Annotated in this window: 21 protein-coding genes; 9 read left to right on the top strand and 12 right to left on the bottom strand. The window is 57.0% G+C overall.

The annotated features are described in order from the left end of the window. Nucleotides 1-15 precede the first annotated feature (15 nt). Together hydA and ACR0M2_RS01975 are read right to left on the bottom strand one after the other, a co-directional pair. Complete coding sequence (gene hydA / locus ACR0M2_RS01970; protein WP_170357995.1) at nucleotides 16-1,470, bottom strand: dihydropyrimidinase; 1,455 nt, start codon at nucleotides 1,468-1,470, stop codon at nucleotides 16-18. 91 nt (nucleotides 1,471-1,561) lie between these two features. Continuing rightward, complete coding sequence (locus ACR0M2_RS01975; RefSeq protein WP_480703906.1) at nucleotides 1,562-2,812, bottom strand: Zn-dependent hydrolase; 1,251 nt, start codon at nucleotides 2,810-2,812, stop codon at nucleotides 1,562-1,564. Nucleotides 2,813-2,983: 171 nt separating this feature from the next. Between ACR0M2_RS01975 and ACR0M2_RS01980 the strand changes: the two genes are divergently transcribed. Then, a complete protein-coding gene (locus tag ACR0M2_RS01980) occupies nucleotides 2,984-3,592 on the top strand; it encodes a TetR family transcriptional regulator C-terminal domain-containing protein (RefSeq protein ID WP_480703907.1) in 609 nt (202 codons plus the stop codon). Nucleotides 3,593-3,700: 108 nt separating this feature from the next. After that, nucleotides 3,701-3,997 (top strand): antibiotic biosynthesis monooxygenase family protein, encoded by a 297-nt coding sequence (locus tag ACR0M2_RS01985; RefSeq protein ID WP_170359300.1) that lies wholly within the window; start codon nucleotides 3,701-3,703, stop codon nucleotides 3,995-3,997. A gap of 212 nt (nucleotides 3,998-4,209) precedes the next feature. Here ACR0M2_RS01985 and preA read toward each other — a convergent pair whose 3' ends face one another. Genes preA through ACR0M2_RS02000 form a run of 3 tightly spaced genes read right to left on the bottom strand, consistent with a single transcriptional unit; the run spans nucleotide 4,210 to nucleotide 7,750 of the window. Further along, nucleotides 4,210-5,514, bottom strand: a complete 1,305-nt coding sequence (preA, locus tag ACR0M2_RS01990; protein ID WP_480703908.1) for an NAD-dependent dihydropyrimidine dehydrogenase subunit PreA — start codon at nucleotides 5,512-5,514, stop codon at nucleotides 4,210-4,212. Between the two features lie 18 nt (nucleotides 5,515-5,532). Continuing rightward, a complete protein-coding gene (locus tag ACR0M2_RS01995) occupies nucleotides 5,533-6,369 on the bottom strand; it encodes a methyltransferase domain-containing protein (RefSeq protein WP_170357977.1) in 837 nt (278 codons plus the stop codon). Nucleotides 6,370-6,415: 46 nt separating this feature from the next. After that, entirely contained in the window at nucleotides 6,416-7,750 is a 1,335-nt protein-coding gene (locus tag ACR0M2_RS02000; protein ID WP_170357975.1) for an NAD(P)-dependent oxidoreductase, read from the bottom strand. Between the two features lie 312 nt (nucleotides 7,751-8,062). Here ACR0M2_RS02000 and ACR0M2_RS02005 point away from each other — a divergent pair, with 312 nt between their 5' ends. The 3 genes from ACR0M2_RS02005 to ACR0M2_RS02015 all read left to right on the top strand — a co-directional run bounded on the left by ACR0M2_RS02005 (nucleotide 8,063) and on the right by ACR0M2_RS02015 (nucleotide 11,185). Beyond that, nucleotides 8,063-9,058, top strand: a complete 996-nt coding sequence (locus ACR0M2_RS02005; protein WP_480703909.1) for a hypothetical protein — start codon at nucleotides 8,063-8,065, stop codon at nucleotides 9,056-9,058. A 72-nt stretch (nucleotides 9,059-9,130) separates the two neighbouring features. Next, nucleotides 9,131-10,423 carry an O-acetylhomoserine aminocarboxypropyltransferase/cysteine synthase family protein gene (locus tag ACR0M2_RS02010; protein ID WP_170357970.1) on the top strand — a complete coding sequence of 431 codons (1,293 nt, stop codon included), beginning with the start codon at nucleotides 9,131-9,133 and terminating at the stop codon, nucleotides 10,421-10,423. A gap of 3 nt (nucleotides 10,424-10,426) precedes the next feature. Further along, the gene (locus ACR0M2_RS02015) at nucleotides 10,427-11,185 is read left to right on the top strand and encodes a GNAT family N-acetyltransferase (protein ID WP_480703910.1); all 759 of its coding nucleotides are present in this window, start codon (nucleotides 10,427-10,429) and stop codon (nucleotides 11,183-11,185) included. On the opposite strand, the gene ACR0M2_RS02020 is transcribed toward ACR0M2_RS02015, so the two are convergent. Then, a complete protein-coding gene (locus ACR0M2_RS02020; RefSeq protein ID WP_480703911.1) occupies nucleotides 11,141-11,836 on the bottom strand; it encodes an SIMPL domain-containing protein in 696 nt (231 codons plus the stop codon). The two genes, ACR0M2_RS02015 and ACR0M2_RS02020, sit on opposite strands and share 45 nt — an antisense overlap. 164 nt (nucleotides 11,837-12,000) lie before the next feature. On the opposite strand from ACR0M2_RS02020, the gene ACR0M2_RS02025 reads away from it, so the two are divergent. Next, nucleotides 12,001-13,896 carry a hypothetical protein gene (locus ACR0M2_RS02025; RefSeq protein ID WP_480703912.1) on the top strand — a complete coding sequence of 632 codons (1,896 nt, stop codon included), beginning with the start codon at nucleotides 12,001-12,003 and terminating at the stop codon, nucleotides 13,894-13,896. Between the two features lie 40 nt (nucleotides 13,897-13,936). Here ACR0M2_RS02025 and hppD read toward each other — a convergent pair whose 3' ends face one another. Next, the gene (hppD, locus tag ACR0M2_RS02030; RefSeq protein WP_480703913.1) at nucleotides 13,937-15,034 is read right to left on the bottom strand and encodes a 4-hydroxyphenylpyruvate dioxygenase; all 1,098 of its coding nucleotides are present in this window, start codon (nucleotides 15,032-15,034) and stop codon (nucleotides 13,937-13,939) included. 145 nt (nucleotides 15,035-15,179) lie between these two features. On the opposite strand from hppD, the gene ACR0M2_RS02035 reads away from it, so the two are divergent. Beyond that, a complete protein-coding gene (locus ACR0M2_RS02035; RefSeq protein ID WP_058281113.1) occupies nucleotides 15,180-15,635 on the top strand; it encodes an Lrp/AsnC family transcriptional regulator in 456 nt (151 codons plus the stop codon). A 19-nt stretch (nucleotides 15,636-15,654) separates the two neighbouring features. Beyond that, nucleotides 15,655-17,535: a monovalent cation:proton antiporter-2 (CPA2) family protein gene (locus ACR0M2_RS02040; RefSeq protein ID WP_170348386.1), complete on the top strand. Its 1,881-nt coding sequence runs from the start codon at nucleotides 15,655-15,657 to the stop codon at nucleotides 17,533-17,535. A gap of 28 nt (nucleotides 17,536-17,563) precedes the next feature. Here ACR0M2_RS02040 and cobT read toward each other — a convergent pair whose 3' ends face one another. Beyond that, the gene (gene cobT, locus ACR0M2_RS02045) at nucleotides 17,564-18,577 is read right to left on the bottom strand and encodes a nicotinate-nucleotide--dimethylbenzimidazole phosphoribosyltransferase (RefSeq protein ID WP_170374879.1); all 1,014 of its coding nucleotides are present in this window, start codon (nucleotides 18,575-18,577) and stop codon (nucleotides 17,564-17,566) included. Between the two features lie 79 nt (nucleotides 18,578-18,656). Here cobT and cobS point away from each other — a divergent pair, with 79 nt between their 5' ends. Next, on the top strand, nucleotides 18,657-19,421 hold the full coding sequence (gene cobS, locus ACR0M2_RS02050) for an adenosylcobinamide-GDP ribazoletransferase (protein ID WP_480703914.1): 765 nt from the start codon (nucleotides 18,657-18,659) through the stop codon (nucleotides 19,419-19,421). Here cobS and ACR0M2_RS02055 read toward each other — a convergent pair. The 4 genes from ACR0M2_RS02055 to ACR0M2_RS02070 form a co-directional block, all read right to left on the bottom strand. Beyond that, on the bottom strand, nucleotides 19,418-20,188 hold the full coding sequence (locus ACR0M2_RS02055) for a potassium channel family protein (protein WP_170348383.1): 771 nt from the start codon (nucleotides 20,186-20,188) through the stop codon (nucleotides 19,418-19,420). The genes cobS and ACR0M2_RS02055 overlap by 4 nt on opposite strands. A gap of 116 nt (nucleotides 20,189-20,304) precedes the next feature. Next, nucleotides 20,305-20,820 carry a CarD family transcriptional regulator gene (locus ACR0M2_RS02060; RefSeq protein WP_170348382.1) on the bottom strand — a complete coding sequence of 172 codons (516 nt, stop codon included), beginning with the start codon at nucleotides 20,818-20,820 and terminating at the stop codon, nucleotides 20,305-20,307. Between the two features lie 282 nt (nucleotides 20,821-21,102). Beyond that, a complete protein-coding gene (fdxA, locus tag ACR0M2_RS02065) occupies nucleotides 21,103-21,441 on the bottom strand; it encodes a ferredoxin FdxA (protein ID WP_170348381.1) in 339 nt (112 codons plus the stop codon). Nucleotides 21,442-21,507: 66 nt separating this feature from the next. Beyond that, a complete protein-coding gene (locus ACR0M2_RS02070) occupies nucleotides 21,508-21,873 on the bottom strand; it encodes an RNA-binding S4 domain-containing protein (protein ID WP_170348380.1) in 366 nt (121 codons plus the stop codon).

The following is a 21,873-nucleotide window of genomic DNA, read 5'->3' on the forward strand; positions in this document are numbered from 1 at the left end:
ACAATCCCTGCGCAATCAGACACCCGTCGCCGGAATGCCCGTCCGCTCAACCGGGCGCGGCGCAGTCAGCTCTTTCCACGTACTCAGCGCCTTGTTCACGTGACCATTGGGCTCGCGCGCTACAAACTCTCCATGCCCTTCCTGCGTGCGGATTTCACCGTCATGCACGGCCACCTGTCCACGGGTAAGCGTAAAGCGCGGCAGACCTTTGACCTCTTTACCCTCGAACACGTTGTAATCGATCGAGGATTGCTGGGTATCAGCGCTGATCGTTTTGGCTTTCTCAGGGTCCCATACAACGATATCGGCATCGGCCCCTACAAGGATCGCACCCTTTTTAGGATAGCAATTCAATATTTTGGCGATGTTTGTTGAAGTCACGGCCACAAACTCATTCATCGTCAAACGCCCCGTATTCACACCATGGGTCCACAGCATCGGCATCCGATCCTCCAGCCCACCGGTCCCATTCGGAATCTTGGTAAAGTCACCGACGCCAAACCGCTTTTGATCGGTGGTAAAGGCGCAATGGTCAGTGGCCACAACGCTCAATGTCCCGGAATGCAACCCGTTCCACAGACTGTCCTGATGCTGTTTGTTCCGGAACGGGGGGCTCATGACGCGCCGCGCCGCGTGGTCCCAATCCTGATGGAAATATTCGCTTTCATCCAACGTCAGATGCTGGATCAGAGGCTCACCCCACACTCGTTTTCCATTCATCTTGGCCCGGCGAATGGCTTCATGCGCCTCTTCACAGGAAGTATGCACCACGTAAAGCGGCACGCCCGCCATATCGGCAATCATAATGGCCCGGTTGGTCGCCTCGCCTTCAACCTGTGGCGGTCGCGAATACGCATGCGCTTCGGGGCCTGTATTTCCTTCGGCCAGCAGCTTGGCGCTTAACTCAGCCACGACATCGCCGTTTTCAGCATGCACCATCGCGATGCCACCCAACTCAGCCAATCGCTTGAACGAGGCAAACAACTCATCGTCATTCACCATCAGCGCGCCCTTGTAGGCCATGAAGTGCTTGAACGTATTGATGCCGCGCGTCTCGATCACCGTTTTGATGTCGTCAAACACCTGTTCGCCCCACCAGGTCACCGCCATATGAAAGGAGTAATCGCAGTTTGCACGGGTCGACTTATTATCCCAGCGCTTCAAGGCATCAAGCAGACCCTCACCGGGGTTTGGCAGCGCGAAATCGACCACCATCGTGGTGCCCCCGGCCAGCGCCGCTCGCGTCCCGCTTTCGAAATCATCGCTGGAATAGGTTCCCATGAACGGCATCTCAAGATGCGTGTGCGGGTCAATCCCACCGGGCATCACGTAACACCCCGTCGCATCAAGCACTTTGTCGCCCTTAAGATCCATTCCGATCTCGGTGATCACACCGCCTTCGACCAGCACATCCGCCTTATAGGAAAGATCGGCGGTCACGACGGTTCCGTTTTTGATAACAGTGCTCATTTTAATCTCCCTGACGCGGTCTGCGCCGCTTGCTTCATCTGGCCAAAATACCTCGGGTGAGTCGCTTTTTGGGCGACAGGGGCAGCGTCCCTTACTCCACAATCTCTGCGGTTTCGACGACCGCATGAAACAGAACATCTGCCCCGGCGGCCGCCCAGTCTTTACTGATCTCTTCGGCCTCGTTGTGGCTCAGCCCATCAACGCACGGACACATGACCATCGCGGTTGGTGCCACTCGGTTGATCCAGCACGCATCATGTCCTGCGCCCGAGATGATGTCGGTGTGCGAATACCCCAACCTCTCTGCCGCATCGCGAACCGCCTTTACGCACCCCTCGTCGAACGTCACAGGGTCAAAGCCGCCAACTTTCTCGAATTCGATCTGCAGGCCCATCTCTTCGACGATATCTTCGGCGGCAACACGCAGGCGGTTAACCATGTCGGTGATCACGTCCAATTCGGGTGAGCGGAAATCGACCGTGAAAACAGCCTTGCCGGGGATCACGTTGCGAGAGTTCGGATACACATCGATATGCCCTGCTGCACCGACCGCATGGGGCGCATGCGACCAGGCGATTTCATCCACTTTCTCAAGGATGCGTGCCATCGCAAGGCCAGCATTCTTGCGCATTGGCATCGGGGTCGACCCAGTATGGGAGTCCTTGCCCGTCACGGTGATTTGCGTCCAGCTTAGGCCCTGCCCATGTGTGACAACGCCAATATCCTTACCTTCGGCCTCAAGGATCGGCCCTTGTTCAATATGCAGCTCAAAGAAAGCGTGCATCTTGCGTGCGCCGACCTCTTCGTCGCCCCGCCAGCCGATGCGATTCAATTCATCGCCAAACTTTTTGCCTTCGGCATCCTCGCGGTCATAGGCCCAATCCTGCGCGTGCATTCCAGCAAAAACGCCCGACGACAACATAGCCGGCGCGTAACGTGTGCCCTCTTCGTTGGTCCAGTTGGTCGCCACGATGGGGTGTTTGGTTTTGATGTCCAGATCATTCAGCGTCCGTATTATCTCTAACCCGCCCAGCACGCCCAGCACGCCGTCATATTTCCCGCCGGTCGGTTGCGTATCCAGATGCGAACCTACATAAACCGGCAGAGCCTCGGGGTCAGTCCCCTCTCGGCGAGCAAACATATTGCCCATTTGATCCAGGCCCATTGTACAGCCCGCGTCCGTGCACCATTTCTGGAACAAGGCGCGCCCTTCAGCATCCTCATCCGTCAGGGTCTGGCGGTTGTTGCCCCCTGCAACACCGGGGCCAATCTTTGCCATCTCCATCAGGCTATCCCAAAGTCTGTCGCCATTGATCCTGAGGTTTTGCGCCGGAGCTGCCATTGGTGTCTTCCCTGTTGCTTGCGAGTTGGCTCGCTTTTGGTGTCTTGATTTGACCATCTGGTCAAACTCACGCTATCACGGGTTCGAGATCAGTCAAGAAATTGCATGGTGCCGCCGGAATTTTCGGCATAATTGGCCCTCGCATGGCAAAAAAAGAGACACGCTGGAAACATGCCCAAGGATCGCGCCCCGACCCGAATACAGAAAAAGAACCGCGCTGCGATTCTCGAGGCCGCACTGAACGTGTTTTCCGCCCACGGATTTCGCGGCGCAACTGTTGATCAGATTGCTGCCGAAGCTGGGCTAAGCAAGCCGAATTTACTGTATTATTTCCCGTCGAAAGAGGCGATCCATACTGCCCTGCTTTCGGGGCTGTTGGACACATGGTTGGCCCCCTTACACGAGTTGGATGCCGACGGAGACCCGATGGAGGAAATCCTGTCCTACATCCGCCGCAAATTGCAGATGAGCCGTGAGTTGCCGCGTGAAAGCCGCCTGTTCGCGAACGAGCTTGTTCAGGGCGCGCCGCGCATTCACGAGGCTTTGTCGAATGATCTTAAGGCGCTGGTGGACGATAAAACCACGATCCTGACGCAATGGATGGATGAGGGCAAAATTGCGCGCCTGCATCCCTATCACCTGATCTTTTCAATCTGGGCTCTGACGCAGCACTACGCCGATTTCGATGTGCAGGTCCGTGCCATTCTGGGCAACGAGGATCCGTTCGCAGGTGCTGAACCGTTTGTTGATACGCTTTATCGCAAACTTCTGACACCCTAGAAAAACAGTCTCACAGAACCCTTGGCAGACCATTCCATCTTGCCATGATATACTGGGTCAATTGAGGTGACTTTCATGCGGCAGCAATACCGAAAGGAAGGTGACTGCATGATCATTCGCATATTTCAGGTCGTTACACGCCCCGGCAAAGAAGAAGAGTTCGGGAAGTTCTTTCACAAGACGGCGATCCCGCTCATGAAGGGAACGAAAGGGATAGTTCAGGTCATACCCGGGGCGCCGCGTGCCGATACACCCAGAGAGTTTAGTTTTGTTATGGTTTGGGAAGACCTTAAGTCTTTGAAGGCTTTTGTAGGTGACGATATTTCCAGCCCTCATATTGATCCTATGGAAGCTGAATTGGTCGAGTCGCGCTCAATCAAACATTATGAGCTTGTCGACAGTTAGCTTACGGCGATTTTCAATCTAGTTCGCGTTTCCCAATTGACAGCTTTGGCTTTAAGAGCGGGGGCGTTTCAGAGGGGCTTCGGTCGTTTTTGAATCCCAATAGCCTATCGAGAGCGAACATTGGCCAGACCTGCAGGATCGCTCAAATTTTCTGAGCCATTTGAAAAGGGCTGGCCTAAACCAGCCCCTTTTCTTTGTTTCAGTTAACCAATCTACTCGGCCGCTTTCGCCATTGGATTATTAGGATGCGTCGTCCAGTTGGCATAGCCAGGCTGCACTTCATCTCCGGTACGCGGATCGACCTCACCGGCTGCCATCGGCTCCATTGAGATACACCCGTCAACCGGGCAGACATCCACGCACAGATTACAGGCGACGCATTCATCATCCATGACCTCAAAAACCCGATCTTCGGACATTGAGATCGCCTGATGGCTGGTGTCTTCACACGCGGCATAGCAGCGACCGCATTTGATGCACTGATCCTGGTCGATCTTGGCCTTGGCAACGTAGTTCAGGTTCAGATACTGCCAGTCGGTCACATTCGGCACAGCAAGACCTACGACTTGCGATACGTCTGTATAGCCCTTTTCATCCATCCACTTGGACAGTCCGGCAGTCAGTTCGTCGATAATCTTGAATCCGTAGGTCATTGCGGCGGTACACACCTGCACGGTCCCACATCCCAACGCCATGAATTCAGCCGCATCGCGCCACGTGGTCACGCCACCGATACCGGATATCGGCAGGCCTTGCGTGGCTTGGGCACGGGCAATTTCGGACACCATCGACAGGGCAATCGGCTTTACCGCCGGGCCACAATACCCGCCGTGGCTGCCCTTGCCATCAATCGACGGCTCGGGGCTGAATGTGTCCAGATTGACGCTGGTGATCGAGTTGATCGTGTTGATCAACGACACCGCGTCGGCGCCGCCATTTCTGGCCGCCTCAGCTGGCTTGCGGATATCGGTGATGTTCGGTGTCAACTTTACGATAACTGGGCGGTCGTAGTACTGCTTACACCAGCGGGTCACCATTTCGATATATTCCGGCACCTGCCCCACGGCCGAGCCCATACCGCGCTCGCTCATCCCATGCGGGCAACCGAAGTTCAACTCGATCCCGTCTGCGCCGGTTTCTGCTACACGCGGCAAGATGGCTTTCCATGCCTCTTCTTCGCACGGCACCATGATCGAAGCGATCAGCGCACGGTCCGGGTAATCTGCCTTGACCCGCGCCATTTCTTCAAGGTTCACCTCAAGCGAGCGATCGGTGATCAGTTCGATGTTGTTCAGGCCCAAAAGCCGACGATCAGCGCCATAAATCGCGCCGTAGCGCGGCCCGTTGACGTTTACGACCGGAGGTCCCTCGGCCCCGAGCGTTTTCCACACAACTCCGCCCCATCCGGCCTCAAAAGCACGGCGGACGTTATATTCCTTATCCGTCGGTGGCGCCGAGGCCAACCAGTATGGGTTGGGGCTGGAAATACCCAGAAAGTTTGTTGTCAGATCGGCCATAGCTTCTCCCTTCCCGGCTCAGCCGGATTTCTTGAATATCATTTCGGTCGGGCGAATGCGCCCAGCCTTGAGGTTCATGACGTAGTTTTGAAACTTTTCGGGCGCCGTCTCGCCCATCATAAGGTGGATGCCCAATGGGGGCGGGCCGCTCTCGGCGATGCGCGCGAAAACTTCTTCGAAAAAAGCAAGCGCGAACTCGGTCCGGTCTGTCTCGGCTACCAGCTCAAGACCCGCCGAGGCCGCCGCGTTCTTGTAAACCTCCGGCATATCTACAAAAGAGGTCTCGGCAACAGTTGACCAGGGCAGAGGAAAGGCCAGCGGTTCGTCTACGTCCCCTCCCATCACATCAAACAGGGCAAAGGAACCATCCCAGGCCAGAGCGCGCGACACTTCTGCAAAAAGGCCAGCCTTGTCTTCGATGTTCATCCCAACGTGCATCATAACGGCAAGATCAAAACCCGCATCGGGCACGGGCATATCCAGTGCGCTACCCACTAGAAAACTTGTTTTGTCGGAATGCCCGACAAGTTCACTCAAAGCAGTGGCCGTTTCGACAAATTCAGGCGTCAGGTCGACCCCGGTCACTGTCGAGTCATAGCGATCCACGATGTAGCGCGACGTCCCGCCGATGCCGCTCCCGACATCCAGCACACGGGTCGCATGGGTCGGCGAAAGCTGGGCAAACAGGTTGTCCGTTGCCAGAACCCCGCCTGTGTGGAACTCATCACCAGCCTTGAGGTCTGCAACCGTGGCCGCGTTTGGGTCAATGCCACTCGCCTTTAGTGCCTCACGCATACGCTCCGTGAGGGCACCGGTTGTGTAGTGTTGCGCAACAGCTTTTTCGATCTGGGACATGAGAATACCTCAGCAGCGAATGGGATGGGGTGAATGCCCCATCCTATCACGAAACAAGCGTTGAGTGGATGTCCATCGCCGCGTCGCGGCCCTCGGCCACGGCGGTTACGGTCAGGTCTTCGCCACCAGCTGCGCAATCGCCCCCGGCCCAGACGCCATCCATCGAGGTACGCCCAGCGCCTGTCACGGCGATCTTGTTGCCGTCCAGCGTCAATCCATCCGGTGCGCCATCCAGCGTCTGGCCAATCGCCTTGAGGACCTGATCGGCGGGCACGCGGATGATTTCTCCGGTCCCCGACAGCTGGCCGTCATGGCTGGATGTGTACTCCAGCTCGATCTCTGCCGCTGCTCCGTTTCCATGAACGGCAACGGGTTGCACATTGGTCATGATCTTGACGCCGTGGGATGAGGCGAGGTCCTGTTCATATCGGCTGGCCCCCATCGCATCGCGGCCACGCCGATAAGCGATGGTGACATGCTCGGCCCCCAGCAGTTTTGATTTCACTGCGGCGTCAACGGCCGTCATTCCGCCACCGATCACCACGACGTTGCGACCAACCGGCAAATGCGCCAGATCAGAAGCCTGGCGCACATCCGAGATGAAATCGACGGCAAAGCGCACGCCATCCAGATCAGCCCCTTGTGCGCGCAGGGCGTTCACGCCGGCCAAACCGATGGACAAAAAGACAGCGTCGTAATTTTCGACCAGACCGTCCAGCGAGATACCCTCACCCAGAACCGAGCCGGTCTCGATCGTGATACCGCCGATCTTTAGCAGCCAGTCCACCTCGGCCTGTGCAAAGTCATTGGTCGACTTATAGGCAGCGATGCCATATTCGTTCAGACCGCCCGGCTTGGGTTTGCCCTCATGGATCACCACGTCATGCCCAAACATCGCCAGGCGGTGCGCGCAGGCCAGACCAGCAGGCCCTGCCCCGATCACAGCAACAGCCTTGCCAGTTGACGCGGCGCGTTCAAACGGGTGATCCCCGGAAACCATCACGCTGTCCGTCGCATACCGCTGAAGGCGACCAATCTCGACCGGGGCACCCTCGGCCGTTTCACGTACGCAGGCCTCTTCGCACAATGTCTCGGTCGGACAGACACGGGCGCACATGCCGCCCAGAATGTTCTGCGCCAGAATGGTTTCACCCGCCGCCTCAGGTTGCCCTGCCTGAATCTGACGCATGAACAACGGAATATCGATATCCGTCGGACAGGCCGTCACACATGGCGCGTCATAACAGAAATAGCACCGATCTGCGGCCACTGCGGCCTCATGCGTGGCCAATGGCGGGTGCAAGTCCGTGAAATTCGATGTCAGCTCATCGCTGGAAAGCCGCCCGGAGACAATGCCGGGGGCAATCTGGCCCTGTGCCATCGCTCTACTCCCTGTAGATTTGTTCGTTATGTTCTCAGCTTGCCACAATCTGATTTTTTATCAATTGGTAAAATTTAGAAAATCATCAAAAAATCAAAAAAACCGGAAAATTCCGCCCGTTTTACTGAGGAAATCGCCTGTTTTATTGGCATTCGATACTCCTGTTGTGCCCAAAGACCGATTTCGCAGGGCAGACTGCAGCCACGAATTCCGGTTTTCCGGCATCTGGTTTTGACGGAGCCAGCTGCGTAATGTAGGTCAAACTCAACCCGAGCAGCGCCGGTCAACGGCCAGATACCTGAAAGTCATTCGATGCAGGCCACCCACCCGAAGTTCAACATCGTCATCATCGGGCAAAACAACCGGCTACAGTATGAGGCTCTGCTGTTTGCCGCCTCTCTGCGCCATAGCTCACCAAATTTCGCAGGTCGGCTGTTTGTGGCGGTCCCACAGTCCGGCCAGCGCTGGCCGCAAGACCCAAGCATCCGGAACGAGGACGTTCTGAAAGCGTTGCGGCAACTGGATGCGGAAATCCTGCCATTCGACAACCATGTCTTCGGCAACAGCTATCCCTACGGCAACAAGATCGAGGCATTGCTGGCGCTGCCAGAAGGCGAGCCTTTTGTGTTCTTTGACAGCGATACGCTGATCACCGGAGATCTGACCTCGGTACCGTTTGATTTTGACCGACCTGGTGCCTCACAAAAGGTCGAAGGGACGTGGCCCAAACCCACCCTGTATGGCCCTAGTTTCGATGGTATCTGGAGCGCCCTCTATCACCGGTTCGAACTGGACTTCGAAAGTTCATTGGATACCAGCCAGCCCCAGAATTACTGGCGGCGGTATTTGTACTTCAACGCGGGCTATTTCTATTATTCCTGCCCGCGCAAGTTCGGCACGCGTTTTCTGGACTTTGCCCGCACGATCCGGGATGGGAATATCCCCGAACTGGCCGGGCAGAACCTTGACCCATGGCTGGATCAGGCCGCGCTGCCGTTGGTTGTCCATTCCTTCGGTGGCGGGCGGGATACCCTGCCCCCGGGCCTGCTGGATGGATCGGTCAGCTGCCACTATCGTCTGTTCCCCCTGCTCTATGCCCGCGAAAGCGACCATGTGATTGAGGTGCTTGAAACCGTCGTGGCCCCCAACCGGGTCAAGAAGGTTCTCAAGGGATATGACCCGATCAAAAAGCTGGTTTTGCAGCGTAAGGGCCACAAGATCCGGGGCCTGTTCGACCGTGATAACCTGCCCCAACGCGAACAGGTCATTCGCAATACAATCAAGAACAAGGGCCTGTGGATGCGCTGACAGGATTGTTGTGCGCGCGCGCTCAATCGCCTAGAGATTCAGCAACAAACATTCCAACAGGAGATTTTAGCGATGTCTGACGGCCCTACCTACGGTTTTGACACACTTCAGATTCACGCGGGCGCACGGCCCGATCCGGCAACGGGCGCGCGTCAGACTCCGATTTATCAAACGACAGCTTATGTGTTTCGCGATGCCGATCACGCGGCGGCGCTGTTCAACTTGCAAGAAGTTGGCTTCATCTATTCCCGCCTGACCAACCCTACTGTGGCCGTATTGCAAGAACGTATCGCCACACTGGAAGGCGGAGTGGGCGCGGTCTGCTGTTCTTCTGGTCATGCAGCACAGATCATGGCGCTGTTTCCGCTTATGGGACCGGGCTGCAACGTGGTGTCCTCGACGCGCCTTTACGGCGGCACGGTCACGCAATTCAGTCAGACGATCAAACGCTTTGGCTGGTCGGCCAAGTTTGTCGACACCGATGATCTGGACGCCGTAAAAAATGCCATCGACGAAAACACCCGGGCGATATTCTGTGAATCAATTGCCAATCCGGGTGGGTATGTGACCGACATTCAGGCCATGGCGGATATCGCTGACGCAGCAGGTATCCCCCTGATCGTCGACAACACCTCGGCCACACCGTACCTATGCCGCCCCATCGAACAGGGCGCAACGCTGGTTGTGCATTCGACGACCAAGTACCTGACCGGCAACGGCACGGTCACCGGCGGCTGTATCGTGGATTCGGGCAAGTTCGACTGGTCGGCGAATGACAAGTTCCCCTCGCTCAGCGAACCGGAACAAGCCTATCACGGCCTGAAGTTCCACGAGACCTTTGGCCCGCTGGCTTTTACCTTTCACGGCATTGCCATCGGTCTGCGCGATCTTGGCATGACCATGAACCCGCAAGCGGCGCATTACACGCTGATGGGGGTTGAAACTCTATCCCTGCGGATGGAGCGCCACGTGGAGAATGCCCAAAAGATCGCTGCCTGGCTCGAAGCTGACGACCGTGTGGATTACGTGACCTATGCGGGCCTGCCCTCCTCGCCCTATCATGACCGGGTGAAAGCACACTATAAGAAGGGTGCCGGCGCATTGTTCACCTTTGCGGTCAAGGGTGGTTATGACGCCTGTGTCAAACTGGTGAACGCGCTTGAGATTTTCAGCCATGTCGCCAATCTTGGCGATGCGCGGTCGCTGATCATTCACTCAGCCTCGACCACCCACCGTCAGTTGACGCCTGAACAGCAAGAGGCCGCAGGTGCAGGCCCCGGCGTAGTTCGCGTTTCCATCGGCATCGAAGACGCAGACGACCTGATCGCCGATCTGGATCAGGCGCTGGCCAAGGCAACGGCCTGAGTCATGAGCGGCCACGATACCAACGAACTGGGTCAACCCATCGGTCTGCCGGTTTCGGGCGAATTCCCGCGTCCCACGCCGCCCTATACACCGATGGAAGGTCAGTATTGTTCCGTCGTGCCGCTGGACGTGAACCGGCATGCGCCCGGACTTTACCGGGCGTTTGCCAACGACGCGGATGGGCGCAACTGGACCTATCTGCCCTACGGTCCCTTCGACAGGGAGCAGGATTTCGAGGATTGGACCCGCGCCACATGCATGGATGCCGATCCGATGTTCCACACGGTGTTGGACGAAGACGAAACGCCGATTGGCATGGCTTCATTTTTGCGGATCGAACCCGCGGCAGGCGTGATTGAGGTCGGTCACATTCACTTCTCACCCCTGCTGCAGCGCAGCCCGAAATCGACCGAGACCATGTATCTGATGATGCGCCGCGTCTTCGACGAGTTGGGCTATCGCCGCTATGAGTGGAAATGCGATGCCCTGAATGCTGCTTCCTGCCGTTCAGCTGAACGATTGGGTTTTACATTCGAAGGCATCTTTCGGCAGGCCACCCATTACAAAGGTCGGAACCGGGATACGGCCTGGTATTCGATCCTCGACAGCGAATGGCCGCGGATTAAAACCGCGTTTGAGGATTGGCTTTCGCCAGACAATTTCGATCGGACGGGCCAGCAGCGGCAATCGCTGCAGGCCCGCAGTCAAGGCAAAGGATCACTCGGCCAACCCGAATTCCATCGACACGTTGACCGAAACTGAAATCTCACCCCCCGCGACAGGCACACCGCCCCCTTCGGCCATAGCCATCGCACGCATCTGCGGTGCGGGGTTGATTCCTCCGACCCGCTCGCTGATCTGCTGAACCTGACCCAGAGTTACATTGGCCGCCTGTGCCAGTTGTTCCGCCTTTGCAGTTGCTTCGGCAACAGCTTTAGCTCGCGCCTGCGCCTGCAGCGGTGCGGGGTCCTGCACACCAAAGCTGAGCCCACCGAAATCATTCGCACCGTCCTGAATGACCCCATCCATGATCGTGCCCAACTGTGTCAGGTCACGGACACGGACCTGCACATTGTTCGATGCCACAAAGCCGGAAATCTCGGGCCGTTCACCACTTTGATTGTTGCGCCCGGACCAAACCGGCGACAACGACAGATCGCGGGTTTGAACGTCGCGGGATTCGACGCCCATATCCTCAAGCCGTTTCAGAATCTGCGCCACCGCGTCAGATGTCGCCTGCATCGCATTTGACGCCTGCGGGTCTTCGTTGGTGACACCCAATGTGATGGTTGCCATATCCGGTGCAGCCTGAACGGTGCCGGTTGCATCTACCAAGATGCGACGTTCTTCCGCATGGGCCATACCTGCGGCTGTCACGGCCAGCATTGCGGCCAGAAAAGCGATTTTCTTCAAGGTCTTCCCTCCAATATATTCTGTACCAAGATGGGGCTGCCAGGGTTTATCAGACAAGGGGAAGCGCTGGCTTTTTCTTTCCCTCGGCGAGATCCTGCTTTAATGTCAGCCTGCGGACGAAAAGTCGTTTGCATCGATGCTGACAATTATGGTTCCTCGGGAATATGAAACCCGCCTTTGCGCTGTCTTTTTCTGCAACCGGAATATCTGTGCACCACCAATCCGATGACGATTGGTTTTGCATTGGTAAGGTTGCATTGGACGCGCCGGACCTGAATGCGCAACTTCACGCCCTGCGGGAAAAAGCATTTGCTTTGGAAAACAACCTACGGTGCAAGGTCATAATCCCGACCGAGCAGGTGCGTTTTTTGTCGGTGGAAACTGACAATCAGCCCTTAGGAGAAGACGCAAAGGAAAAGCTGGCCGAGGCTACGCCATATACGGTCGAGGACTTGGTTTTTGACACCGCGACCGTCGGCCCCACCACCTATGTCGCCGCCGTGACGCAACAAACACTGGATGAGGCACGCGACTTGGCAACCGAACACGGTTTCATACCGGTTCATTTCACTACAGATACCGACGCCAGTTCTTTCCCTTCTGAGCCATTGTTTGGGGCCTCAGAAACTGTCCCCTTTGCGACCGAAGCCAAAGATGAGGTTCAATCGGACGCAGCAGAACCAAATGTACATCCCATCGCCGCAGAAGCAGCCCCGGATGTGTTCCGATCTGCGCCGGCGGCCTCCGCCCCCACCAAAATACCCACTGAGGTATTTACAAAAAAGTACGTTGTGCCAGTCGCGGCCGCACTGGGGATAGCGGCAGTGTTGGGCGCATGGGCGCTGATCGGATCAAACGACGAGTCACAAACAGCCGAACTGGAAACGGCACAGGTAGAAAACGCCCTGTCCGCACCCACCCCTCAGGCCAGTGTCGAAACCGAGAACCCGACCACGCCCGGAGTGCCACCTGCCGAAACGGCTGAGCTTGATACGGACGCCACCCTTTCTGAACGGGACGCACCTGCCCAAAACGAGAATATTCAACCCGATCTTTCGCCCACGGACACAGCCATTCTCGAGGCGTTAAACATCGCCCCGACAATCGTGGAAGAGGTTGCCCGCGACCCTGTGATCCAAGCAACGTCAGCCCAACCCGGCCTTGAGATCATCGCGCCCGATCCCCTGTTACCCCCGGCTTTCCCCCCCCAGGATGAGCCGTATCTGGTTTCGGTCGACAACTCCAACCTGTCGACTGACGCCGTTGCCCTGCCCGCGGCACAAAGCTTTGACACAGATGAACCCTTTGAACAGGTTGCACTGCCCAGCACCGCCGGCGCCCAGTTCGAGCTTGATGATCGCGGCCTGGTCACACCCAGCGTCGAGGGGACGCTGAACCCGGACGGTATTGTCGTCTATCTCGGGCGTCCTTCGAAGACACCACCCGAGCCACCTGTCCGGTTCGAAGAGGAACCCACACTTGAGGAAACTCCTGACAGGTTGGCCGGGCTGCGCCCAAAGCCCCGCCCCAGCGATCTGATCGAACAGTTCGAACGTCAGCAGCTGGGCGGACGAACGCGTGAAGAACTGGCGGGACGGCGCCCCAAACTGCGCCCTGCCTCACTGCAACAACAGCCGCAGATTGACTATACCCCCACAGCGCTGGCGGTGGTGCGCGTGCCGCGACCAAAATCCCGCCCGGCAGGTCTTGCACCACCTACCGGGACGCAAACCGCCAATCTGGGGTCAACGGCGGCCATCGGACAGGTCGAGGCCGGGTCATTCCAACCCAAAGCCGTTGCTCCCAAAATTCCGTCTGCCGCTTCGGTCGCGCGTCAGGCGACAATCGACAACGCGCTGAACCTGCGCAAACTGAACCTGATCGGGGTTTATGGAACACCCGCCAACCGCCGCGCGCTGGTTCGGCTGCCTAGCGGTCGTTATAAGAAGCTGAAGGTCGGTGACAGGGTGGACGGCGGCAAGGTCATCGCAATTGGTGACAGCGAATTGCGCTATCAGAAAAAAGGCAGGAACCTGACGCTGAAGATGCCGCGCAGCTAACGCGGACGCGAACGCCCGCATTTTGCCTTAACACACGAGCTCAAGCCGCTGAAATCTCGCCGCTTTCGATCTGTTCGCGTTCGATAGATTCGAATAGGGCCTGAAAGTTTCCCTCGCCAAACCCATCGTCGCCCTTTCGCTGAATGAACTCGAAAAAGATCGGGCCGATCACGGTTTTCGAGAAGATTTGCAGCAAGATTCTGGTCTCGCCGCCATCCAGAACACCTTCGCCGTCAATCAGAATGCCGTGCTTCATCATACGGTCCAGCGGCTCGTCATGGTCGGCAACCCGTTCCTTGGACATCTCGTAATAGGATTTGTTCGGGCCAGGCATGAATTTCAAACCCTTCTCGGCAATTGCGTCGGTCGAGGCATAGATATCTTCGCTGCCCACTGCGATATGCTGGATACCCTCACCTTTATACTTGTTGAGATAGGACACGATCTGCCCGGTTTCGCCCCGATCTTCGTTGATCGGAATGCGAATGCGTCCACAAGGCGACGTCAGGGCGCGGCTGAATAGGCCGGTAAATTTACCCTGAATGTTGAAAAATCGAATTTCCCGGAAGTTGAACAGAGTTTCGTAGAATTCGAACCACTTATCCATATTCCCGCGATAGACGTTGTGCGTCAGATGATCGAGGTAATAGAAACCGTCGCCACGCGGCTTGGACTGTGTGGTCCAGGTGAACTCTTGGTTATAAGGCGAAGTGTCGTGGTACTGATCGATGAAATAGATCAGCGAGCCACCGATCCCCTTGATCGCCGGAACATTCATGACCTTGTCCGCCGCATCATAGGGTTCTGCACCTTTGGCCACAGCGTGTTCATAAGCTTTTTGCGCGTCCACAACGCGCCAGCCCATCGCAGAAGCACAGGGGCCATGTTCTGCAGCAAAGCGGGCCGCAAAACTTTCAGAGTCAGCGTTGAGGATATAGGTCACGTCACCCTGCTGCCACAGCTCGACCGTGGGCTTATCCTTGTGGTGACCAACTTTTTCATAACCCATTCTGGCAAACAGGTCGCGCAACTCCTGCGGTTCGGGGTGGGCGAACTCTACAAATTCAAACCCGTCCGTACCGACCGGATTTTCTTTGCTGATCACAGATTTCGGGGCGTTGTGGGGGAAAGGACCCATGGCGCGTCTCCTTAAAACAGGAATTTCTTTGCTGATTCCAAAATATGCCTTAACTGGCGCTGTTTCTGCGCATAGTTTTCGTGTAAACTAGGCAAGAGTGCGCAAATTCCGCATGTTTGCGCCAAATTTTGGAGATTTTCCGCATATGTTGGATTCCACCGATATGCGCCTGTTATCCGCTTTGCAGGTGGATGCCCATCTAACTGCACATCAACTGGGTGAGATGCTGAACCTGTCGCCCAGTCAGGCCGGGCGGCGGCGGCAACGGCTAGAGGCCGAAGGATACATCACCGGATACGCGGCGCGACTGGACCCGCTGAAACTTGGGCTGCATGTTCAGGGATTCGTTCAAGTACATCTGGGCACCCACGGCCCCGAACAATCGCAAAGCTTTGCTCGCATGGTGGACACGCGGCCTGAGATCACCAGCGCCTGGACGATGACAGGTGAGGCAGATTACCTGCTGCATGTCTATTGCGACGATCTAGCCGCGCTCAACCGCTTGCTTCACCAGGTGATCCTGCCGCATCCTGCCGTGGCGCGGGTTCAAAGCCAAATCGTGATGGACCAGCTCAAACGCGACGCCCCGTTGCCCACCTGACCCGACCGAAAGGACCGACATGGACGATTTCCTCTATCAGGCTTCGATCTATCTGGCAGCTGCCGTGATCGCAGTGCCGTTATCGGCGCGTCTGGGATTGGGGTCGGTGTTGGGATATCTGGCCGCCGGGATCGTCATCGGACCCATATTTGGGCTGGTTGGTGCGGAAACAGAAAGCCTGCAGCATGTGGCCGAGTTCGGCGTAGTTATGATGCTGTTCCTGATCGGACTGGAACTTGAGCCGCGCGCGCTTTGGGACATGCGCGACAGGCTTTTGGGGCTGGGCGGCCTGCAGGTCGGCCTGTCAACTGCCGCCATTGCTGCTGTTGCTATTTATGCGAACCACCCATGGTCAGTGGCGTTGGCCGTTGGTCTGACACTGTCGCTATCCTCGACGGCGATTGTGCTACAGACCCTGTCCGAAAAAGGGTTGATGCAGACGAACGGAGGCCGCGCCACGTTTTCCGTGCTGCTGACGCAGGATATCGCAGTGATCCCCATTCTGGCCTTGCTGCCGCTGTTGGCGCTGCCAGCCATGCCACATATCGAAAGCGACGGATCGATTGACCGCGGCGCGAAGGACTTGCACGACACGGCGCATCACAGCTTATCTCTGGTCGAGGGCCTGCCCGGTTGGGCCGTCACGCTGGTCACCCTTGGTGCCATCGCGTTTGTGATCCTTGCCGGCGTCTACCTGACGCGCCCCCTGTTCCGTTTCATCCACGCCACCCGCCTGCGCGAGATGTATACTGCGCTGGCCCTGATGATCGTCGTTGGGATATCCTTCTTGATGACCCTTGTTGGTCTGTCCCCCGCCCTGGGCGCTTTCCTGGCAGGCGTTGTTCTGGCCAGCTCGGAATTTCGGCACGAAATGGAAAGCGACCTTGAGCCCTTTAAGGGTTTGTTCCTAGGCCTGTTCTTCATCACTGTTGGTGCCGGAATTGACGTCGCCTATTTCTTCAACGACCCGCTTGAGCTGATCGGACTGGCGCTGCTGGTCATTCTGACAAAGGGGGCCATCCTGTATTTGGTCGGGCGCGCCTTCAAGCTGCGCGGGCGCGATCATTGGCTGTTCACGCTGGGTCTGGCGCAGGCGGGTGAGTTCGGATTTGTCCTGCTGGCCTTTTCCACGCAGCAGAACGTAATCCCACCTGATTTGTCGCAGAAACTGCTGATGATTATCGCCCTGACCATGCTGATCACTCCGCTGTTGTTCATCATCTACGACCTTCTGTCCCGTCGGATCAGGGAGAATACCCCGCAGGTCGAACCTGACGAGATCGACGAAAAAGGCCCGGTGATCATCGCGGGCATTGGACGTTTTGGTCAGATCGTGAACCGGTTGGTGCGGGCCAGTGGGTTCAAGACCATCGTTCTGGATCATGATATCGAGACCATTCAACTTATGCGCCGCTTTGGCGTCAAAGGCTTCTTGGGCGATCCGACACGGCCCGAGTTGTTGCGTGCAGCGGGGCTTGATAAAGCCGCCGTTCTGGTTGCTGCAATGGACGACCGCAAGACTGTGACCCGTCTGGTCAGCTTTGCACGTCGCCAACGCCCGGATCTGCACATCATCGCGCGCGCGCATGACCGCACCCATGTGTATGAACTGTACCAGGCGGGCGCGAATGATATCGTGCGCGAGATGTTTGACAGCTCACTGCGCGCCGGTCGCTATGTGCTCGAGAATATCGGCCTCAGCGAATATGAGGCCGCTCAAGCCGAGCAGACCTTTTATCACCACGACCGAGCCTCGATCCGGGATCTGGCCGAGCTTTGGATTCCCGGCATGCCGACGGCGGAAAACAAGAAATACATCGAGCGCGCCCAGCAATTCGAGAAAGACCTGGAAACCGAACTGCTGGAACTGGCTGAGAAACACGCTCAGAAATCGGCCTGATCCTTTTTGGCGGATCAAACCGTCCGGTTCAGCCGCCGGACACGCCGGCTTCAGCAAAGGTTGCCATACCTGAATGACAGGCAACCGCGCTTTTGAGGATATTGATCGCCAGCGCACCGCCCGACCCTTCGCCCAGGCGCAGCCCAAGGTTCAACAGTGGCTGTTTGCCCAGCTTCTCTAATACCGCACCGTGTGCGCCCTCGGCACTTTGATGGCCAGCTACGGCGTGATCCAAAGCCCCGGCAGACACATCGGCCAGACAGGCCGCCGCAGCCGAGCAGATGAAGCCATCCAAAATGACCGGAATACACAGAACACGGGCTGCTGCGATCGCTCCAGCCATGGCCGCAATCTCACGCCCGCCCAGACGGCGTAGGATCTCAAGCCCGTCACCCGATGCAGCGTGCAAGGCCACGCCCTCGGCCACCACGCGGGTTTTGTTCGCCAACCCGGCGTCATCCACACCGGTGCCACGCCCTGTCCAGTCCGAGGCTTCTCCCCCGAACAGAGCGCACGCGATTGCAGCAGCCGGGGTTGTGTTGCCGATCCCCATCTCTCCGACGACTAGCAGGTCGGACTTGGGGTCAACAGCTGTCCAACCGGCGCGCAAGGCGGACAACAGGTCTTCCTCGGACATCGCCGGGCCTGCGGTGAAATCCGCCGTTGGCCGGTCCAATTCCAATGCATGCACATCCATGGTGGCCCCTGCGGCCTTGGCCAATTGGTTGATTGCCGCACCGCCATGTTCAAAGTTCATGACCATCTGCACGGTCACATCTGGTGGAAAAGCCGACACACCCTGCGCCGTCACCCCGTGATTTCCTGCAAACACGATAACCTGCGGTGCCAAGATTTGCGGGCGGGCATCGCCACGCCAACCGGCATACCAGATCGCCAATTCCTCAAGCCGCCCCAGCGCGCCGGGCGGTTTGGTGAGCTGTCCGTTCCGGTCAGCCGCGCCCTGCAATGCGGCATCATTCGAACCCGGCGCCTGACTCAGGGCGTCGCGGAGTGTTTTCAGGTCATTAAGTTCGGGCAGCATCCAAAGCCTCGTTGCATCAGAGTGGTCCTGTGTGTTTAACCGAAGCGTCCGATCCAACAAGACCCCGAAAGGCGCGGGAGTGCATAAAAACGACACCAAGCTGTTTTCCGTGTGGGATATACCACTGGCGCTGGTCTTGCTGACCCGCCTACCGCTGCCGCGGCTGCCGGAAAACACCTTTGCACGGCAGGCCAGCGCCGCCTGGGCGTTTCCCGTGGTCGGTTTGATTATAGGCCTGCTGGCTTGCGCGGTTGGTTGGGCCACGATGGCTTTGAATTTACCCGCTATGGTCAGCGCTGTTTTCCTGGTTGCGGTTCTGATCATGACCACCGGTGCGATGCACGAAGATGGTTTGGCCGATACCGTAGACGGACTTTGGGGAGGATTCACCCAGGAGCGCCGATTAGAAATCATGAAGGACAGCCATATTGGCGCCTATGGTGTTCTGGCTCTGATCTTCACGCAGTTGATACGCGTCGCTTTGATTGCAACCCTGTTAACGGCAAGCAACTATGTCGCAATCCTTGCGGCCTGCATCTTGTCCCGCGCGGTTATGCCGGTTCTGATGAATGCCCTGCCAAATGCGCGCAATAGTGGTCTGAGCCACTCGGTCGGAGGACCGCGAGGTGCGACGGTTGCGGCAGGTTTTGGATTGGCTTTGCTAGGCGCGGTACTTTTGATGGGCGCTGCGGCCATTCCACCTACTCTCGTCGCTGCGCTGGTTGTTGCGGTGCTCGCCGGGGTCGCAAAGGCCAAAATCGGTGGTCAGACCGGTGATATCCTAGGGGCTTCGCAGCAATTGGCAGAACTGACATTCATGACCGCGGTCGTAGCCGCGCTTTAGGCCGTACCACCGGTTTCGATACGCAGCGTTTCGCCGCAGTGCTTGCAATGTACCGCGTCAGGATCATGCCGATAAAGGCCACAGCTGGGGCACTTGTGGCGCACTTTCTGCGGCATGAAAACAGCCTGCGCCAGACGTACAAACAGCGCCACACCCACAACCATTATGAAGACTGAGAACAACTTGCCTGCCGGTGTCGCCAAGGTGATGTCGCCGAACCCTGTCGTCGTCAGTGTCGCCATGGTGAAATAAAGCGCATCAATATAGGCATGCGGGCTGCTATCAGGAATGAAGAACACCAGAACCGCCGTTGAGGTCGCGAATACGAATACAAGCAGATTGATCGCCGCGATGACGGCATCCTCATGCGTTCGGAAAAACTGACTGTCCCGTCGCAAATCCCGCAGCAAGTGATAGGAATGGATCAGGCGCAGGGCGCGCAGTATTCGCACGAAGGCCAAGTTTCCGGGCAAGAACGGCTCAAGCAGCAGCGAGGCGATCACGACGATATCGGCCAGTGTGTAAATCTTGCACAGAAGTTTCCAGCGGTCTTTCGAAATCCATAACCGGGCCAAAAAATCCAGCAAGATGAGAAACCCGACGCACAGACTGGCAAGCGTGATCCCCGGCCCATGCGGCACATTCGCCGTGGACACGAAAAACACGATCGACGCGGCGTCAAACAGGATCAAGCCATAGCGAAACCAAACCGAAATCGGGTCATGCGCGATGTACAGAAACTTAACGGTTTGCTTTATCCTGGTCATGTATCCGCCTCTGACTACAGGAAAATTAGCGGCAAAAGCGGATTTCACCAAGACAAGACACAAAAAAAGGCCGCCCCCCTTTTCAGGAGCGGCCCCAATTTCAGAATTGCCAGATATCAGGCGGCTGCAGCGCGCGAGGTCAGCACCTCATCAACTTGCTTGGCGGCCGAAACCTCACCGGCGCCAGACACAGCGGCCACTTCGCGGGTCAGACGCTCTAGCGCGGCTTCGTACAGCTGACGCTCGGAATAGCTCTGCTCGCGCTGATCGTCTGTGCGGTGCAAGTCGCGCACCACTTCGGCAATCGAAATCAGATCGCCCGAGTTGATTTTTTGTTCATATTCCTGCGCCCGGCGCGACCACATGGCGCGTTTCACCTTGGCCTTGCCCTTGAGCGTCTTCATCGCCTGGCTGATGACATCGGGCGAGCTGAGTGACCGCAAGCCGGACTCGGTGACTTTGTTGGTCGGCACCCGAAGGGTCATTTTGTCTTTTTCAAAGGAGATAACGAACAGCTCAAGCGAATATCCCGCGACTTCCTGCTCTTCGATCGAGATAATCTGACCCACGCCATGCGCAGGGTAGACAACATAGTCATTCGGGCGGAACTCAAGCTTTTTCGACTTAGACATACAGGTTCATCCTTGGTTATAGAGTAAGATGCGGACAACAAAACAGCCTAGCCGGTGCCATTTCGGCCCCGTCAGGTGGCTTGTTTGTCAAAAAATCAGAACTCCAAAGCACACATACTTACGGAGTACATCCCCATCTCATTCATCATTCAGCTTTCGATTATATCACAAAATTACGACATCTGAAAGGGCACGCCCAAAAATGGCCGTGAAACCTTATAAGTTTCAAAGCGTTGCAACTTGCTTCTACACCTGAACCGACAAGTTCAGAGAGCGAATCGCTTAGCCGCCTTCGCCGGGCGCTTCCGAGAAATACTTCTCCATTTTACCCTCTTCGCCGTCGCGCTCTTCGGCCTCGGGCAGCGGGTCTTTCTTGGTCACGATCACCGGCCATTGTTCCGAGTATTTCCGGTTGAATTCCACCCACTGGTCCATCCCCGGCTCAGTGTCAGGGCGAATGGCGTCAGCGGGGCACTCGGGCTCACACACGCCGCAGTCGATGCATTCATCGGGATGAATGACCAAAGTGTTCTCACCTTCGTAGAAACAATCCACCGGGCATACTTCGACGCAGTCGGTGTATTTGCAGCCAATGCAGTTTTCGGTGACAACATAGGTCATAGTGGGAATCCCGTTTGCGGTTTGGGCGTTTAGCTAATCCAGTATTATACTGTCTTCAAGGGCGGATCAGCCCCTAGTGGTACGAGAAAGATCAAGCGCGCGCCGATCTTTCTTGGTTGGACGACCTTTTCCTTCGAATCCGGGGTTTCCGGGCGGCGCGTCCTTCTTTTCGGTCATATCGAAGTACAGTGTTTGCGCTTCGGGTGCAGGGCCACGGCGTTCGCCCAGCTTTTCCACTCGAACGACGCGGACAATTCGCCCCTGCGGAAAGGTCAGAACATCACCGGGTCCTACAGCTTGCGCCGGTTTCAGAACCCGGTTTCCGTTCAACCGAACATGGCCGCCGCTGACCTGTTTGGCGGCTAGGCTGCGGGTCTTGAAGAACCGCGCCTGCCAAAGCCATTTGTCGATCCGCAGCTTGGCCTCAGCCAT

Source organism: Ruegeria sp. BE10 (genome assembly GCF_056538905.1).